Source organism: Pseudomonas shahriarae (assembly GCF_014268455.2).
Classification (GTDB): Bacteria; Pseudomonadota; Gammaproteobacteria; order Pseudomonadales; family Pseudomonadaceae; genus Aquipseudomonas; species Aquipseudomonas shahriarae.
In genome coordinates this window covers 2,748,028-2,762,122 of the sequence record NZ_CP077085.1, presented here as the reverse complement: position 1 = coordinate 2,762,122, position 14,095 = coordinate 2,748,028, and the positions used below count along the sequence as shown (strand labels likewise).

The window sequence follows — 14,095 nt, the reverse complement described above, 5'->3', positions numbered from 1 at the left end:
AGAGGTAGCTCCACAGTTTAGCCTGCGCACCTTATCCAACCAAGGAATGCGCCATGAGTACTCAATGTTTTGTCACCGGCGGCAGCGGATTTATCGGGCAGCATTTGCTGGCCCACCTGAGCGCTACAGGGCACGAGGCCTGGGTGCTGATGCGCCACGCCGCAAACCTTGAAACGCTCAGGGAGCAGGTGCGCCTACTGGGGGGAGAACCCTCGCGCATTCAGGCCGTTCAAGGCGACCTCAATCACCCGAACCTGGGGCTGAACGCGACTGACCGCCAGCGTATTGCCTCAGCCCGCGTGGTATTCCACGTCGCCGCCCAGTTCGCCTGGGGCCTGTCTATGGAGCAAGCCCGCGCGGTCAACGTCAAAGGTGCTCTGGAGGTTGCCCGGTTATCGGCAAGCCAACACAGTCGGCTGCTGATGGTGGGAGGCTACATGCTGCAAAACACCGCGCACTTGACCAGCATTGGCATTGATCAGCAACGTCCAGAACACAGCGATTGGCCCGCCGTGTACAGGCGTGTGGGTGGGTACGAGGCAAGTAAGCTGGAAGCGCATTTTGCGGTCATTCGCTACATGCAGGCGCAACGGGCCGACTACACCATCGTGCACCCGGCAACGGTCTGCGGGCATAGCGAGAGCGGGCATATCCTGGCTGGTCAGCCGGTAGCAGAGCTGATTCGCAACCTGGCGACGGGCAAGTTGACGGCGATTCCTGGATCAACCCGCCACTGGCTGCCATTGGTCAGTGTCGATTACCTGGTGGCGTTGATGGTCGCGGCGGCATTCGACCCGGCAATGGCAAATCAACAGGCCCTGGCACTGGACGAGCTCAGCCCAAATCTGCAAGGACTGGTCACACACATCGCCCACACCCTGGAAGTGCAGACTCCCCGCCGCCACCTACCACTGGGCCCACTCAGATGGCTGCTGAAAATACCGGGCGTGGCTACGCACTTTGGCACTAGCCCGGAATCCCTGAACTTCATCCGCACCGAGCGATTCGACATGACTCATAGCCGCAAGCTGGAAAGCCGATATCAGCTCAAGCATGCTGATTTGGCATTAACGCTGGAGAAAACTGCGCGATTCGTCAGGCATGGACTTCTGAACTGAAGGAGGTTTTGCCCCCCAACAAATGACATGAGCACTGTTGAGTGCTGGCGTAGAATCCAGCCCAAAGCACAATCATATTCAGGGAAATCCGGATAATGCTCTTCGAGAACCTCGCGCTGTTTTTGTTGATTGTCGAGAAAGGCGGATTGTCGGCGGCAGGCCGCGAGGTCGGGCTTTCGTCCACGTCTGTGTCGGGGCGGCTCGGGGCCTTGGAAAGGCACTACGGCGCGACCCTACTGACCCGTACGACCCGCTCAATCAGCCTGACGGACGAAGGGCGGACGCTGATGGAGGGCGCCCGGCGCCTGCTCGCAGAAGCTGAAGACATCGAGAGCACTATCAAACTGGGCACCGAACGAATCTCGGGGCTGATACGCCTGAGCGCCCCCGTCGACCTGGGCCGCAACCGCATCGTGCCCATCCTCGATGATTTTCTGCAGGAGCATCCCAATGTCAGCCTCGACCTGAACCTGACCGATGGCTACCTGGATCTCGCGGGGCAAGGGATTGATTTCGCCATTCGATATGGCGCCCTGTCCGACAGCACCCTGCGCGTCAGAAAACTCAGCGAGGGCCGTAGGGTCGTGTGTGCATCCCCCGCCTATCTCAAGGCCCATGGCACGCCCCAACACCCATCGGACCTGGCGCAGCAACAGTGCATCCTGATGCGCTTTGGCAGCAGCATCCACCGTGAATGGCAGTTCCGCGCCGCTGGCCGTACGTTCAAGGTGCTGGTGTCGGGCAGGCGTATTGCCAATGATGGCGATCAGGTGCGCCAGTGGTGCCTGGCCGGCCACGGCATCTGTATCAAGTCCTACATCGATGTACGTGATGACTTGGACGCCGGCCGACTGGTCGAGGTGCTGGAGACCTACTCCCTGCCGGGCGTGGACTTGCAGATTGTCTACCCTTCCGGCCACGCAATGCCGCGCCGGGTCAAACTGCTGATGGACGAAATCTCCTTGAAGCTGGCGACCTGAGCGCGCCCCAAGGAGATTCTTTGGACCTGACCTACCGCTTTCAGCCCTACTGAGCCCAGGCGGCAAAGTCCGAGTAACCACGTTCGGTACCGCCAAACAACTCAGCGCCTTCCAGACCGGCTAACGGGTAACCCTTCTCCAGCCGCAGTGGCAGATCCGGGTTGGCCACAAACTTGCGTCCAAAGGCGATAAAGTCTGCGTAGCCTTTTTCCAGGACCCACTCAGCAAGTTCCAGGTCGTACTTACCGGCCACCACAATCGCATTACGAAAGCGCTCGCGCACGGCCTGGCGGAAGTCTTCGGGAAACTTGGGGGCATCATCCCAGTCCGCTTCGACCAGGTGCAGATACGCAATATTTTTGCCCTGCAAATAGCGGGTCGCTTCCAGCAACGTCGGCAGAATGTCCGGGCAAGCCATGCCACGCGCCGTAAGAAACGGCGCAACCCGGATGGCTGTGCGATCGGCCCCCACTTCATCAATTACCGCATCCATGACTTCCCTGAGAAAGCGCAGACGGTTCTCGCGCGATCCGCCGTACTCATCCGTACGCGTGTTCGACGTGGTGCGCAGGAACTGGTCGATCAGGTAGCCGTTGGCCCCATGCACTTCGACACCGTCGAAACCTGCCGTCATGGCATTACGCGCAGCCTTACGATAATCGTCGACGATGGCGTGGATTTCGGCGCGCTCCAGTGCCCGTGGTGTCGGGCACGGGGCCATACTGCCGACACCCGACGCAGAATCTACTTTCCAGATGCTGCCATCAAACGCAATTGCAGACGGCGCGACCGGTAATTCGCCATTGTGGAAGTCGGGGTGCGACATGCGCCCTACATGCCACAACTGCAGGAAAATTCGTCCGCCAGCGGCATGCACCGCATCGGTCACCAGGCGCCAGCCGGCGACCTGTTCGTCACTGTAAATCCCTGGGGTGAATGAATAACCCTTGCCCTGGGGCGAGATCTGCGTGGCTTCAGTCACAATGAACGCAGCCGACGCCCGCTGCGCGTAGTACACCGCGTTCATAGCGTTCGGCACATCGCCAGGCTGGGTGCTGCGCGAGCGAGTCATGGGCGCCATGACGACACGGTTGGGCGTGCTCAGTTGACCAACAACGCCTGGGGTAAAGAGTGTGGACATCGGTGTCTCCTCGTAGATAGTCGGTGGTGCCAATGACCACAGCGTATCTGCGAGGGGATTTCTTGATAATCGACTCAGTTCGGGAAACATATTCCGGTTAATCCGGATAATGCGATGGTAGGCAGACGCAAAGCCCGCATGATCAAAAGACGGTCGGCAACTCAGGCGCCAAAATTAAAGGCAATAGAAATGCGCGGACGCGCGCCTTCAAAACGTCTTACGGAATGCATCAGCCACGACGGAAACATAATGAACGTTCCACTGGTAGCGGCATAAGTCGTACTAAAGCCAGCAGTAACACAATCTTCCACCCTCATGCGCAGCGCAGGATTGTAGATCGATGCAACCATCCCGCGGGGGTCGATAAACTCAAGGTCACCGCCAACAGCCGGATCTTCCTCTCGCCCGCCGGCATCCACCCAATAAACCCCCGACCAGAATGCCCCCGGGTGGCCATGCAACGCATTGCTGTGCCCTGCCTGGTTAACGTTTGCCCAGGCATTGAGTTTCCATGCAAAACTCGGCTCAGTTAAGCCGTACTGCTCGCTATGCACCGCCGTCAGTTGAGTGGCGAACTCGGTGGCAAAGCCAACCAACGCATCGCAGGCCTGCCCGCCCCATTCCGGGAAGTCGCTCGCCGACTGCCAGCCGCCGTCATTACTGCGCTGCGTGCCGCCCAGATCGTCCGCCATGCGACAAGTGATCAGGGTTTTCAGCTCTGTATTGAGTTTTTCTGCATCGGGGTACTGGAGACTGGCCAGGGGAGTTGCAAACAGCCGTCTGATGTTTATCAGTTCAGGGTTTAGCGGGTTATTACTGGAGTGCATTGCGATGCTGACCAAGTTGCGCTAGTTGCAAAAACCTTACCGGACGAACTAAATAACAGCTGTAAACCTTTGTTAAAATTTACTGGGCATTAGTTAACCACACCCTATCAAGTTGCCGAAAAGTCGAATTCAACCTCAGTCCATATAAGCCCCCACCGACACACTCAAGCTGAATACTGAGTGATTACCAGCAGTATCCCGAAGCTCACCAGCAAGGCGCCAAAAGCCCGGTCAATCCATTGTCGTGCAGCCATCAGTTTTTCGCGCACCCTCCCAGCGGAAAAGCACAGCGCAATAAGGCTGAACCACAGCACATGCGCCCCCGCGATAAATAGCCCATAGGCCATTTGCACGGTCAACGCGGTGTCCGGTCGTACTACCCCCATAAACAGACTGACGATAAAAATCGATGTCTTGGGGTTCAACGCATTCGTGAGAAACCCGGTACGCAACGCTTCCAGGTCAGACATCGCGGCAGGTGGCGCGTCCAGCTGTTCAGTCGCAGGCCGGGAACGCAGCATCTTGATCCCCAAGTAGACCAGATATGCCGCTCCAGCCAGCTTCAACGCATTGAACAACCAAGGAGTCTGTTGCAGCACCAACCCTAATCCGAGCAGCGTGTAGCCCACATGAACCAGCACCCCCAGGCCGATTCCCACAGCGGTGAGCACACCTGCCCGCCGGGACAGGAGCAAGCCGTTACGAGACACCATGGCGAAGTCCGGCCCTGGACTGATGCATGCAAGGAGTGTGATGGTGATTACTGCTATCCATTCGCCCATGTTGTAGCCTTTGAATTATTGGTTGTGTAAGGCAATATTTGCAGATCCTCTGCTTGGGTAATAACGATGATTTCTGAAGAAAATAGTGACTACAACTCACTGATTTCTGAGACGCGCATGCCCTCCCTGCTTGCATTGCGCTGCTTCGAATCCGCCGCACGCCTGGAAAACTTCGCCCGTGCGGCTGACGAACTGCACCTGACGCCCGGCGCCATTAGCCGCGCAGTGCGCCTGCTGGAGGAGGATTTGGGCGTTGACCTGTTCGAGCGACGCAGCCGAAGGGTGTTTTTAACGGAGGCCGGAAGACGCCTGGCAAAAGCCGTCAGTGAAGGGCTCGGGGTGATGAACCAGGCCGTGCGCGGGATACGCAGCGACGCCCGTCGAGCGCGCCGGCTTGTCTTATCCTGCGAGCCAACGCTGCTGATGCGTTGGTTGATCCCTCGCTGGAGCGACTTCCAAACACATCATCAAGGGCTGGACATTCACCTGGTTGCCGGCGGTGGCCCCTTCTCATTCAACCAGGGCATCGACCTGGCCATACGGCGGGACGATTTCCCACGGCCTCCCGACTACCATGCCGAGACACTATTCCCAGAGAGGGTCGGCCCTGTATGCCGGCCGGACAAAGTAGCTGAGTGGTTTGGTAAAAACCGCAAATCCCTGCTCGCCTCGGCCCCGCGCCTACAGACGACTAGCCGGCCTACGGCTTGGCAAGAGTGGGCCAACGCAAAAGGCCTGCCCACTCCGACCATGGAAATGCAATCCTTTGAGCACTTTTACTTCAGCATCCAGGCAGCGGTTGCAGGCCTTGGAGTAGCCATTGGTCCGTGGCACCTGGTGCGCGACGATATCGAAAGCGGTGTATTAGCCGCGCCATTGGGGTTTGTTGAAGATGGCTCGCGGTACTGCCTGCTATCGCCGGCAGCCCCCAAGCCAGGCAGCATGGAAATGGCGTTACTTAACTGGTTGCAGGAGCGATCCTAAATGCCAGGCAACATTCACCCAGCGAAGGACAGACAGTGCTTATCGTATTCAGCGGCCTTCCCGGCACCGGAAAAACCACTCTCGCCAAGGACCTCGCCGCGACGACAGGCGCCGTCTACCTGCGCATCGATACCATTGAGCAAGCAATCCGAAACTCCGGAACGCTTGCCCAAGACGTGGGACGCAGTGGTTACGTGGTCGCTAATGAGCTTGCACTGAGCAATCTCCTGCTAGGCCGCACCGTCATCGCCGACTGTGTAAACCCGGTAAGCGAAAGTCGAGTAGCCTGGAGCGAAACCGCCTCAAAGGCCGGTGTTCGGCTAGTCAATATCCAAGTGATTTGCTCTGATAAAAATGAACATCAGCGACGGGTAGAAACACGGAGGGTGGATATTCCGGGGCTGACGCCACCCACCTGGCAGTCGGTACTCAATCATGAATATGAAGCGTGGGACCCCGCCCCGTTTTGCATAGACACTGCCCTGGCTTCACCGGCGCAAGCGGTGTCGATGATCACAAACCAATTCCTGCCCAGGGGAGAAGGTGTGATTAGCGAGCAATGACATCGACAGGGCTGCAAATGTAGGATTTATGCAAAATGGTCTGGAGAGGCATATGGACGTTGCAACACTCGCATTATTCCTGCCCGCCTGCTTTGCACTGAATATGGCGCCGGGGCCCAACAACCTGCTGTCCATCAGCAATGCAACGCGCTACGGATATCGCACAGCCTGCATCGCAGGCGTGGGGCGCTTGCTGGCATTCGCCATCATGATCGCACTTGCTTCGGCGGGCCTGGCGGTGGTGTTGCAAACGTCAGAGCTGATCTTCTACGGGATCAAAATAGTCGGCGCGGCGTACCTTTTCTACCTGGCGTATCAGCTGTGGAACGCCGCACCGCAAGCAGCAGCCGAATCAGAAACCTCTGGGACGGGGTTGTGGGGGCTGGCCAGGCAGGAGTTCCTCGTCGCTGCCGGCAACCCCAAAGCCATCCTGATCTTTACCGCGTTCCTACCTCAATTCGTTGACCCAACGGCAGACGTTGGCGCTCAGTTCCTATTGCTCGGATTGCTGTTTCTGATACTGGAGTGGATCGCCATTGGCGCCTATGCCTATATCGGGCTGCATATGCGCCGCTGGTTTACGCAGCCTCGCGGCAAGAAATTTTTTAATCGTTGCTGTGCCGGTTTGTTGTCTGCGGCTGCCTCGGCTCTATTGATGGCGCGGCGTACCTGATCCTAAAAACAGGAGCGTTTTATTTTCGAAGCAGCTGCACCAGTGCCCCGGACGCATTGTGTGTCGCACACTCGGGCGAGGCCTGTGTCAGGACGCTGGCCCGGTGGCACTGGATTCTTGCTCTGCCACAACCTGGTTACGCCCCTGTTGCTTGGCGCGGTACAGCAATTGATCTGCCTTATGGAACACATCCTCCATCGAGTCGCCGGATCGCCAGAGCGCAACCCCCAGCGAGACAGTAATGTGACCAACAGTCTCCAGGGCGGTGGATGCGATCGAGAGTCGCAAACGCTCTGCGATGTCTACAGCGGCAGCGATTGAGCTATCGGGAAGCAGCAAAACGAACTCCTCCCCCCCTACACGGCAAAGCAGATCGCTCGGCCGAGAGTTCTGTTTCATCAGTCCTGCTACCGATCTGAGCGTCTCGTCACCTACGTCGTGGCCAAAGGTATCGTTCACTCGTTTGAAATGATCAATATCCACGGAAATCACAGCAATCGTCTTCTTCGACTCCAACCACACCGTGAGCGCGTCTTGCATTGCGCGACGGTTTGCCAGCCCGGTGAGTGGATCACTTTGAGCCTGGTGGTTGAGCCTGCCGATTTTTTCCTGCAGTAGGCTCACGCTAAGCAAAAGTGCCCGACGTAACTGCCAGCTTTCCAGGTAGTCCACAGGGATGGCGCTGATGCGCTCATAGCTTTCCGGCACGTCCAGGCGTCCGGCGCTGTCCGCCAAGCGGGACAACGGGTTGGAGATTCTCGACCCCGCCCACCATATTAGTAGCAAACCCAGCAGGCCCAGTGGCACGATCCCTTTAGCCACCTTCAGCGCGGTAACGCTCAAAGTTTCCTGAACAACGGCCATTGGCTGTTGCGAGACAATGCCCCAACGGCTGCTGGGTATGCCCGCGTAACCCGCAAGCATTTCATTCCCATCCCGGTCGACCGCCTGGAGTGAACCATTAGCCTGACTCAGTGCAGCATCTACAATCCGATCATGGTCAATGAGCCTGCCGATTTGTTGCGGGTCAGGGTGGTAGAGCACACGTCGCTGACTGTCTACGAGATAGACATATGCCCCATTTTGTCGACGGTTCAAATCCATCAGCGCTTGAAGCGTATTCTGCTGCTCCAACCTGAGAGTCCCGCCCACCAGCCCGAGGTACTGCCCACTTGCATCGAAGACCGGCTGGGATACGAAAACCACCAGATTGCCAGTGATAGAGTGAAATGCATTACTGACCATTGGCTTACGCCGCTCGAGCGGTTCACGGCGTTGAAGAGATTGGCCGTTTAGCTGCAACCGCTCTGGCGCAGATGCGACGATAGTGCCGTCGGCGTTGGCAATCAGCACTGAGTTGAAGCTGTTGTCTTGCTCAAGCAGCCGTCGAGCCTCGACAGCCAGCAGCTGGCGGTCAGAGAAGTTCTTTGAAAGGATGGCCGAGCCATATTCAAGGCGGTCTAGATCAGAACTCAACACCCCTTCTACCGCTGCTGCGATACGAGCAGCGTAAGCTCGGTTGCCTTCCAGCGCGTTTTCAATGAGCTCTCGCTTTTGGATCTTGAACATTACCCAGAATGTATTGGCAAGAGTGACTGCGGCACTGAACAGCGCAAAGGTGAGCAGTACGATGCGTAGGTTCAGTCTGGGTTTCGGCTGAGAAGGCATTCGGTGTTCCAAGGATATGCAGGTGTAATTTGCTGAAGTCTCAGCCATCGGGTAGAGAATGCACGTCCGAGTGCTTCTAGCTATTGGACAACACCTGCAGGATCTTAAATGGTGCAACGTCAATGGTTAGTGTCTCATGCAAAAGCCCCAGTCACCAACGGCCAGGCCCTGATGAACAGGCCTGGCCAGCAAATAGGCACCGTGGCTCACGCGATTGGGGCATCTGATGCAACTCGGCCTACACTGTTAACGAGAACAAAAAACAGGACAGATTTATTTTCGCAGAGCCCACTACGAGAAATAAATCTGCCCCCGTTAGGCTTACTGCTCCAACTGCCCCAGCAGATGCCGGTACCCAGCCGCTTGAATGAAATCGGCCAAATGCCAAATCGCTCCGTTGGCTGCCCAGAAGCCATCTGTGACTTCATCAAGGATGATCGAGGTCATGATGATTCGATGGTCGTCCGCTGCTTGCGACCGGGTGACGGCTTGATGCAAACGCTGCACATAGTCACTTCGCATGGCCGCATTCAGCACACCCCCGGGGACCCTGACCTGCACGATACAGGGGATGGCGTGAGCGCTGATATCCACTGAACCACATGTCCAGTAGCCAGAGGCCACTTCATCAATGAGCACCCAGCACAGACTTTGTTGACGGGGATCGTCGCCGACTTGCTCGACCTCGCTGGCCACTTTCGTCACCTCTTCGCACAGCAGTACTCGTTGTTCGCGAGAAAAAGAACCTTGAGGCACCTTGATCAGTATATTTGGCATAGGGGTTAGCACTCGATGAAATGGAGGCGTTATTAAGCCAACCCTCGAGCACCGCAACCAGCGACCGATTTGACATCTTTCGTGCATAATCGGCCAATGAACGACTTCACAATCCTGATAACTGCCGGCGCCTTTGCCTCCAGTGTCGCACTGACTCTGGATATCCTCTCAACGGCGGCCTTGCGCGCCCAGCGCTTGGGCACCGCTGTACCTCGCTGGCAAGTCTGTGGGCTGAACACAGATTGCGTGACGCTCGGCCACGGTATGCAGATTGCGGTTCAGCCCTTGGCGATCAGCCCGCACGACCGTTCTTGCTGGATCATCCCCGGCATCGGGGTGGCTGACGCCCTCATGATTGAGCATCGATTGCAACAGGCGGATATTGCGCTGCTGACGACGGCATTGCGCGCGCATGTGCAGGCCGGGGGGCATGTCGCCGCATCATGCTCTGCGGTGTTCGTGCTACAGGCTGCCAACCTGCTGGCAGGACACTGTGTGACCACCTCTTGGTGGTTGGCTCCCTTACTCCAGCAGCGGGCACCAGAGTGCCAGGTAGATGCCGAACGCATGGTGATCCACGACCCGCCGTTGATGACGGCGGGCGCCGCGCTAGGTCATACCGATCTGATGCTGCATCTTCTGCGCAGCCATTTCTCCCCTGCTTTGGCAGATGACGTTGCTCAGGTGCTACTTATTGATGGTCGGCAACTGCAGTCGCCGTTTATGGTTCCGGCAATGATGGCCCAGGGGAACGAATTGATCGCACAATTGACGGCTCATATTGAAGCTTCGCTACCGACAATTATCAGCGTCAGTACGCTCGCATCCGACTTTGGATTGTCAGAGCGGACCCTGTCTCGGCATGTCCACAAGGCCACCGGATATAGCCCGTTACGGCTGATCCAGCGTGTCCAGGCTCATAAAGCACGGGAACTGCTGGCAAACAGTAAATACTCGATCGACACCATTGCCGAACACGTTGGATACAGAGATGCCACCTCCCTGCGACGACTGATGAAAAAAATGCTGAACGTAACACCACGGCAACTGCGTTAACTGCCAAGCCGGGACAGATCTATTCTCAGGGAGACTCAATAAATAAACCTTTCCCCTTTTCTCAAGCCTCTCAGGGCGTCGCCCTTGAGCAAACTCGGCTAGGCGCGTTCACGTCGGTATAGCGGACTCTACTGGCGACCGTACTTCCAGGAGCTTTTCCAGTGTCTGACATGCCGACCCATTTTGCTTACACACAACGCTTCAACGCCGTGCTCGCCTACATTGATGCCAATCTCGAAGGCGACCTGTCGGTGAAGACGTTAAGCGGTGTAGCAAACTTTTCGGCATTTCACTTCCACCGACAGTTCACCGCGTTCGTTGGCGTGCCGGTCTCACGATATGTGCAACTGATGCGCCTACGCCGTGCGGCACATCGCCTGGCGGCCGTCGCTGATCATTCGGTACTGGACGCCGCACTCGACGCCGGCTTTGAAAGTCCCGAGGCATTCTGCAGGGCGTTCAAGCGGGCGATCGGTATGACGCCGAGTGCGTTCAGCAAGGAACCGAACTGGCAAGTCTGGAATACGGTGTTCGCAATTCCTCACTTTTCCAGGACTATCATCATGCAAGTAAGGATCGTAGATTTCCCTGAGGTCAAGGTAGCAGCGCTTGAGCACCGCGGGCCAGCGGGGCTCGTCAGCGAGAGCGTGCGCAAGTTCATCGAGTGGCGTATGCACAGCGGACAGTCGCCGCAGGCATCGAGTCGCACCTTTGGCATTCCCTATAACAACCCCGATACGACACCTCCACAAGCGTTCCGCTTTGCGATCTGCGGCGAGATTCATGAGGCTGTGGCGCCAAATGAGTTTGGCGTGCACGCGCTCGTCATTCCTGGCGGCCGCTGCGTCGTGGTGCGCCATACGGGTTCACCGGATCATATTGGCGAAACGATCTATCCGATTTACCGCGACTGGCTTCCCACCAGTGGAGAGGAACTTCGTGACCAGCCGCTGTTCTTCAATTACCTGAGCGCCTACCCCCAGACACCGATGGATCAATGGCAAACAGATATTTATGTTCCACTGCAGTAGGGGAATAAGCTGCCTTCGACCTTGAGTTGACGGTAGCGAGCGTAAATCGGGGCAGGTGTATTTTTAGAGGTAAATCTGCCCCTTTTCACTCACATATCCCCCAACGCTCTCGCAATCAGATCGACAAAATGGAGGTTGATGTGGAGGATCGCAAGCAAAGCCGAGTCGTCGTCATAGGCGCGGGCATAGTGGGCGCGTCCCTGGCTTATCACCTGGCAGGCAAAGGTGCAGATGTTACGTTGGTAGACGCCGGAGATATTGCGTGCGGCGTGACGGGGACCTCATTTGCATGGATCAACGTTTCTCACAGCGGGTTCGACCCTATTGCGCAACTGCGCGGCTTGGTCATCAATGAGTTCCGTCGACTCGACATGGAATTATCCGACCTGAACGTTCGATGGACAGGTGCCCTAACTTACGGCACGAACCTGGATGAAACGCTGCAAAGGGCAGGCAATACAACTGCAGAACATTTAGTGTCCCGCCCCCAGATTGTCGATATTGAACCCAATCTCAAGCATCCCCCTGAACAGGCCTTATACGAAACCCAAGCAGGTGCCTTGGATGCGGTACGAGCAACGCACGCCTTGATTGCAGGCGCGAAAGAGCATGGGGCCAATGTATTAACCCATACACGGGTTCTCGGATTTAGAATGCTGAATACTCGAGTTACGGGACTCGAAACCACAGCGGGAATAATTGACGCTGATATCGTTGTAACCGCAGCGGGGATTGGCACCAGGAAACTCACCGACATGCTTAACGTTTCTCTTCCTATAGAAGAATCTCCAGCCATTTTTATTCGTTACAAGGCACCCGCCAACCTGGTGCAGACCATAATTTCCAGCCCCGCAATGGAAGTCAGACAAGAAGAGGATGGGACGTTGCTAGCCGCAGAGGATTATCTGGGTGATGCCCTGGACAACCAGGCAGAAGCGATTGCGCTACGAACAGCCCAGGCCATCCGGGACGAACTTCATGGGGCTGATTCCATTGAGCCGGAATTGGCATGTGTCGGGCTAAGACCATTTCCCGCTGATGGCATTCCCATTGTCGGTTACTTGCCCACAGTCAGCGGTGTATATGTTTGCACAATGCACCCTGGCGTTATCCTTGCCCCGATAGTAGGCCGTCTGGCCAGCGAAGAGATAATGGACGCCACTCTGGCCCCTGCCCTCGGCCCTTGCCGCCCTGACAGGTTCATTCAACCTTAGTCCGTGCTGGTTGACACCACCATGGCCACTAACTTTCCATGCCTGAGGCTGTCGGCTACCAGTACATTGTTTGCCAGCAGCAGCCCATGACCGGTGATCGCAGCGCTCACTGGGTTTTGAGGGTGGGCTAGTTCTACTGTGGGTGCCACTGGTGGCATGGTGGCTGGAAATTTCCTGGTGGGCTGCACTGGTCACCGATCTGGGGCTGTTCGTTTTCTTCTTCTTTTACGCGCTGGCGTTTCAGTGGGTCTTTGATAGGGTGTTTGATGTACCAGAGTCCGCGAAGGAGCAGGTTTCGGTTAACCCGTAATCCGCCCGGAATCCCGATTGGCCCACCTGTAGCAGCACTAGGATTTGTGCATGAAAAACGCCACCAAAGCGATTGAGAACTACATCTTCGGCAAGGACGGAAATCGGCCTGACTTGTTGCGGCATGCTTTCAGTCCAGACGCAACTCTTACCATGCTGGTGCAGACAAGCACCATCCAATTTCCCCCCAACGTCCAGGGGCGCGAAGATATTGCTGAAGTACTGGTACGCAGCTTTAGCCTGCAATATGAGAACGTTTATACATTCTGCTTCGGTGCCCCTCCAAAGCCCGAAGCACATGCTCATAGGTGCAAATGGCTGGTTGGCATGTCAACAAAAGCAACTGGAGAGTTGCGCGTAGGCTGTGGGGAATATCATTGGGTCTTTTCACCGCAAAGCGGCCTGGCCATGCAACTGTCCATTACTATCGAACACATGTTGGAGTGCCCTTCCCAGCATATGCAGAAAATAATGGATTGGCTTCAAGGTCGCAGCTATCCATGGTGTGAACCTGCCGACATGCTCGATTCGGCACCGCCACTCACTTGCCTCCAGCCGGTTCTTGTCTACGTTGCTGCATGACCCCTATGGTTGTAAACGTTCGCGAGCGTACGCGTTCTTTCGTGTAGCCAAACTGGCGCTTGATCACACGAAAGGCATGTTCAACCTTGGCCCGCACCTACGCTTTGGCGTATTCAATCTTGCGTCGCATACAGCCCGATCAAGCTCTTTTTTCCGCGCCTTCTATAGCTGCTCGGACGCGCGGCGATCGCCCACATCATCGCGCGGTTCTGATGCTCGGCACGCTTCTCCTCACCGGTACAACCCGCATCGCCGCACACATACGTTTGCCGGCGTACTCGGCATCGGCGAAAGGCATCTGTTTCTCGGTGCAAGAGCGCCTCGCATAATGGACGTTATGGCTAAATTCAGCGCCGAGACTTCGCTATTATCCCAGCGCTAAATGCCTCG

The 14,095-nt window shown here is 56.7% G+C and carries 14 protein-coding genes and 2 pseudogenes; 10 read left to right on the top strand and 6 right to left on the bottom strand.

Annotation, left to right across the window (positions count from 1 at the left end):
* The first annotated feature begins 53 nt into the window (after positions 1 to 53).
* Together HU773_RS12245 and HU773_RS12240 are read left to right on the top strand one after the other, a co-directional pair.
* On the top strand, positions 54 to 1,118 hold the full coding sequence (locus HU773_RS12245; protein WP_186625850.1) for an SDR family oxidoreductase: 1,065 nt from the start codon (positions 54 to 56) through the stop codon (positions 1,116 to 1,118).
* A 95-nt stretch (positions 1,119 to 1,213) separates the two neighbouring features.
* Entirely contained in the window at positions 1,214 to 2,098 is an 885-nt protein-coding gene (locus tag HU773_RS12240) for a LysR family transcriptional regulator (protein ID WP_128593604.1), read from the top strand.
* A 46-nt stretch (positions 2,099 to 2,144) separates the two neighbouring features.
* On the opposite strand, the gene HU773_RS12235 is transcribed toward HU773_RS12240, so the two are convergent.
* The 3 genes from HU773_RS12235 to HU773_RS12225 form a co-directional block, all read right to left on the bottom strand.
* Positions 2,145 to 3,239: an alkene reductase gene (locus HU773_RS12235; RefSeq protein ID WP_057959782.1), complete on the bottom strand. Its 1,095-nt coding sequence runs from the start codon at positions 3,237 to 3,239 to the stop codon at positions 2,145 to 2,147.
* 161 nt (positions 3,240 to 3,400) lie between these two features.
* Positions 3,401 to 4,066 (bottom strand): TIGR02466 family protein, encoded by a 666-nt coding sequence (locus tag HU773_RS12230; RefSeq protein WP_128593615.1) that lies wholly within the window; start codon positions 4,064 to 4,066, stop codon positions 3,401 to 3,403.
* A gap of 164 nt (positions 4,067 to 4,230) precedes the next feature.
* Entirely contained in the window at positions 4,231 to 4,848 is a 618-nt protein-coding gene (locus HU773_RS12225) for a LysE family translocator (RefSeq protein WP_057445077.1), read from the bottom strand.
* A 66-nt stretch (positions 4,849 to 4,914) separates the two neighbouring features.
* Here HU773_RS12225 and HU773_RS12220 point away from each other — a divergent pair, with 66 nt between their 5' ends.
* From HU773_RS12220 to HU773_RS12210, 3 genes are read left to right on the top strand one after another with little or no spacing between them, the layout of a single operon-like run.
* Entirely contained in the window at positions 4,915 to 5,832 is a 918-nt protein-coding gene (locus HU773_RS12220) for a LysR family transcriptional regulator (RefSeq protein ID WP_186625851.1), read from the top strand.
* A 35-nt stretch (positions 5,833 to 5,867) separates the two neighbouring features.
* Positions 5,868 to 6,395 carry a P-loop nucleotide/nucleoside kinase family protein gene (locus tag HU773_RS12215; RefSeq protein ID WP_057959786.1) on the top strand — a complete coding sequence of 176 codons (528 nt, stop codon included), beginning with the start codon at positions 5,868 to 5,870 and terminating at the stop codon, positions 6,393 to 6,395.
* Positions 6,396 to 6,447: 52 nt separating this feature from the next.
* The gene (locus HU773_RS12210) at positions 6,448 to 7,068 is read left to right on the top strand and encodes a LysE family translocator (protein ID WP_057959787.1); all 621 of its coding nucleotides are present in this window, start codon (positions 6,448 to 6,450) and stop codon (positions 7,066 to 7,068) included.
* An 87-nt stretch (positions 7,069 to 7,155) separates the two neighbouring features.
* On the opposite strand, the gene HU773_RS12205 is transcribed toward HU773_RS12210, so the two are convergent.
* Positions 7,156 to 8,736: a sensor domain-containing diguanylate cyclase gene (locus HU773_RS12205; protein ID WP_169990568.1), complete on the bottom strand. Its 1,581-nt coding sequence runs from the start codon at positions 8,734 to 8,736 to the stop codon at positions 7,156 to 7,158.
* 321 nt (positions 8,737 to 9,057) lie between these two features.
* On the bottom strand, positions 9,058 to 9,513 hold the full coding sequence (locus HU773_RS12200) for a tautomerase family protein (protein ID WP_057959789.1): 456 nt from the start codon (positions 9,511 to 9,513) through the stop codon (positions 9,058 to 9,060).
* Between the two features lie 96 nt (positions 9,514 to 9,609).
* Here HU773_RS12200 and HU773_RS12195 point away from each other — a divergent pair, with 96 nt between their 5' ends.
* From HU773_RS12195 to HU773_RS12175, 5 genes and pseudogenes are all read left to right on the top strand, one after another.
* Positions 9,610 to 10,569 carry a GlxA family transcriptional regulator gene (locus HU773_RS12195; RefSeq protein WP_057959790.1) on the top strand — a complete coding sequence of 320 codons (960 nt, stop codon included), beginning with the start codon at positions 9,610 to 9,612 and terminating at the stop codon, positions 10,567 to 10,569.
* A gap of 161 nt (positions 10,570 to 10,730) precedes the next feature.
* The gene (locus HU773_RS12190) at positions 10,731 to 11,600 is read left to right on the top strand and encodes an AraC family transcriptional regulator (RefSeq protein ID WP_057959791.1); all 870 of its coding nucleotides are present in this window, start codon (positions 10,731 to 10,733) and stop codon (positions 11,598 to 11,600) included.
* Between the two features lie 128 nt (positions 11,601 to 11,728).
* Positions 11,729 to 12,814 carry an NAD(P)/FAD-dependent oxidoreductase gene (locus tag HU773_RS12185; RefSeq protein ID WP_186625852.1) on the top strand — a complete coding sequence of 362 codons (1,086 nt, stop codon included), beginning with the start codon at positions 11,729 to 11,731 and terminating at the stop codon, positions 12,812 to 12,814.
* A 106-nt stretch (positions 12,815 to 12,920) separates the two neighbouring features.
* Positions 12,921 to 13,124: pseudogene (locus tag HU773_RS12180) on the top strand (chlorhexidine efflux transporter); the annotation flags it as partial.
* Positions 13,125 to 13,174: 50 nt separating this feature from the next.
* Positions 13,175 to 13,705: a hypothetical protein gene (locus tag HU773_RS12175; protein ID WP_057959793.1), complete on the top strand. Its 531-nt coding sequence runs from the start codon at positions 13,175 to 13,177 to the stop codon at positions 13,703 to 13,705.
* On the opposite strand, the pseudogene HU773_RS27405 reads toward HU773_RS12175, so the two are convergent.
* Positions 13,665 to 13,974: pseudogene (locus HU773_RS27405) on the bottom strand (transposase); the annotation flags it as partial. The gene HU773_RS12175 and the pseudogene HU773_RS27405 overlap by 41 nt on opposite strands.
* Between the last annotated feature and the right edge of the window lie 121 nt (positions 13,975 to 14,095).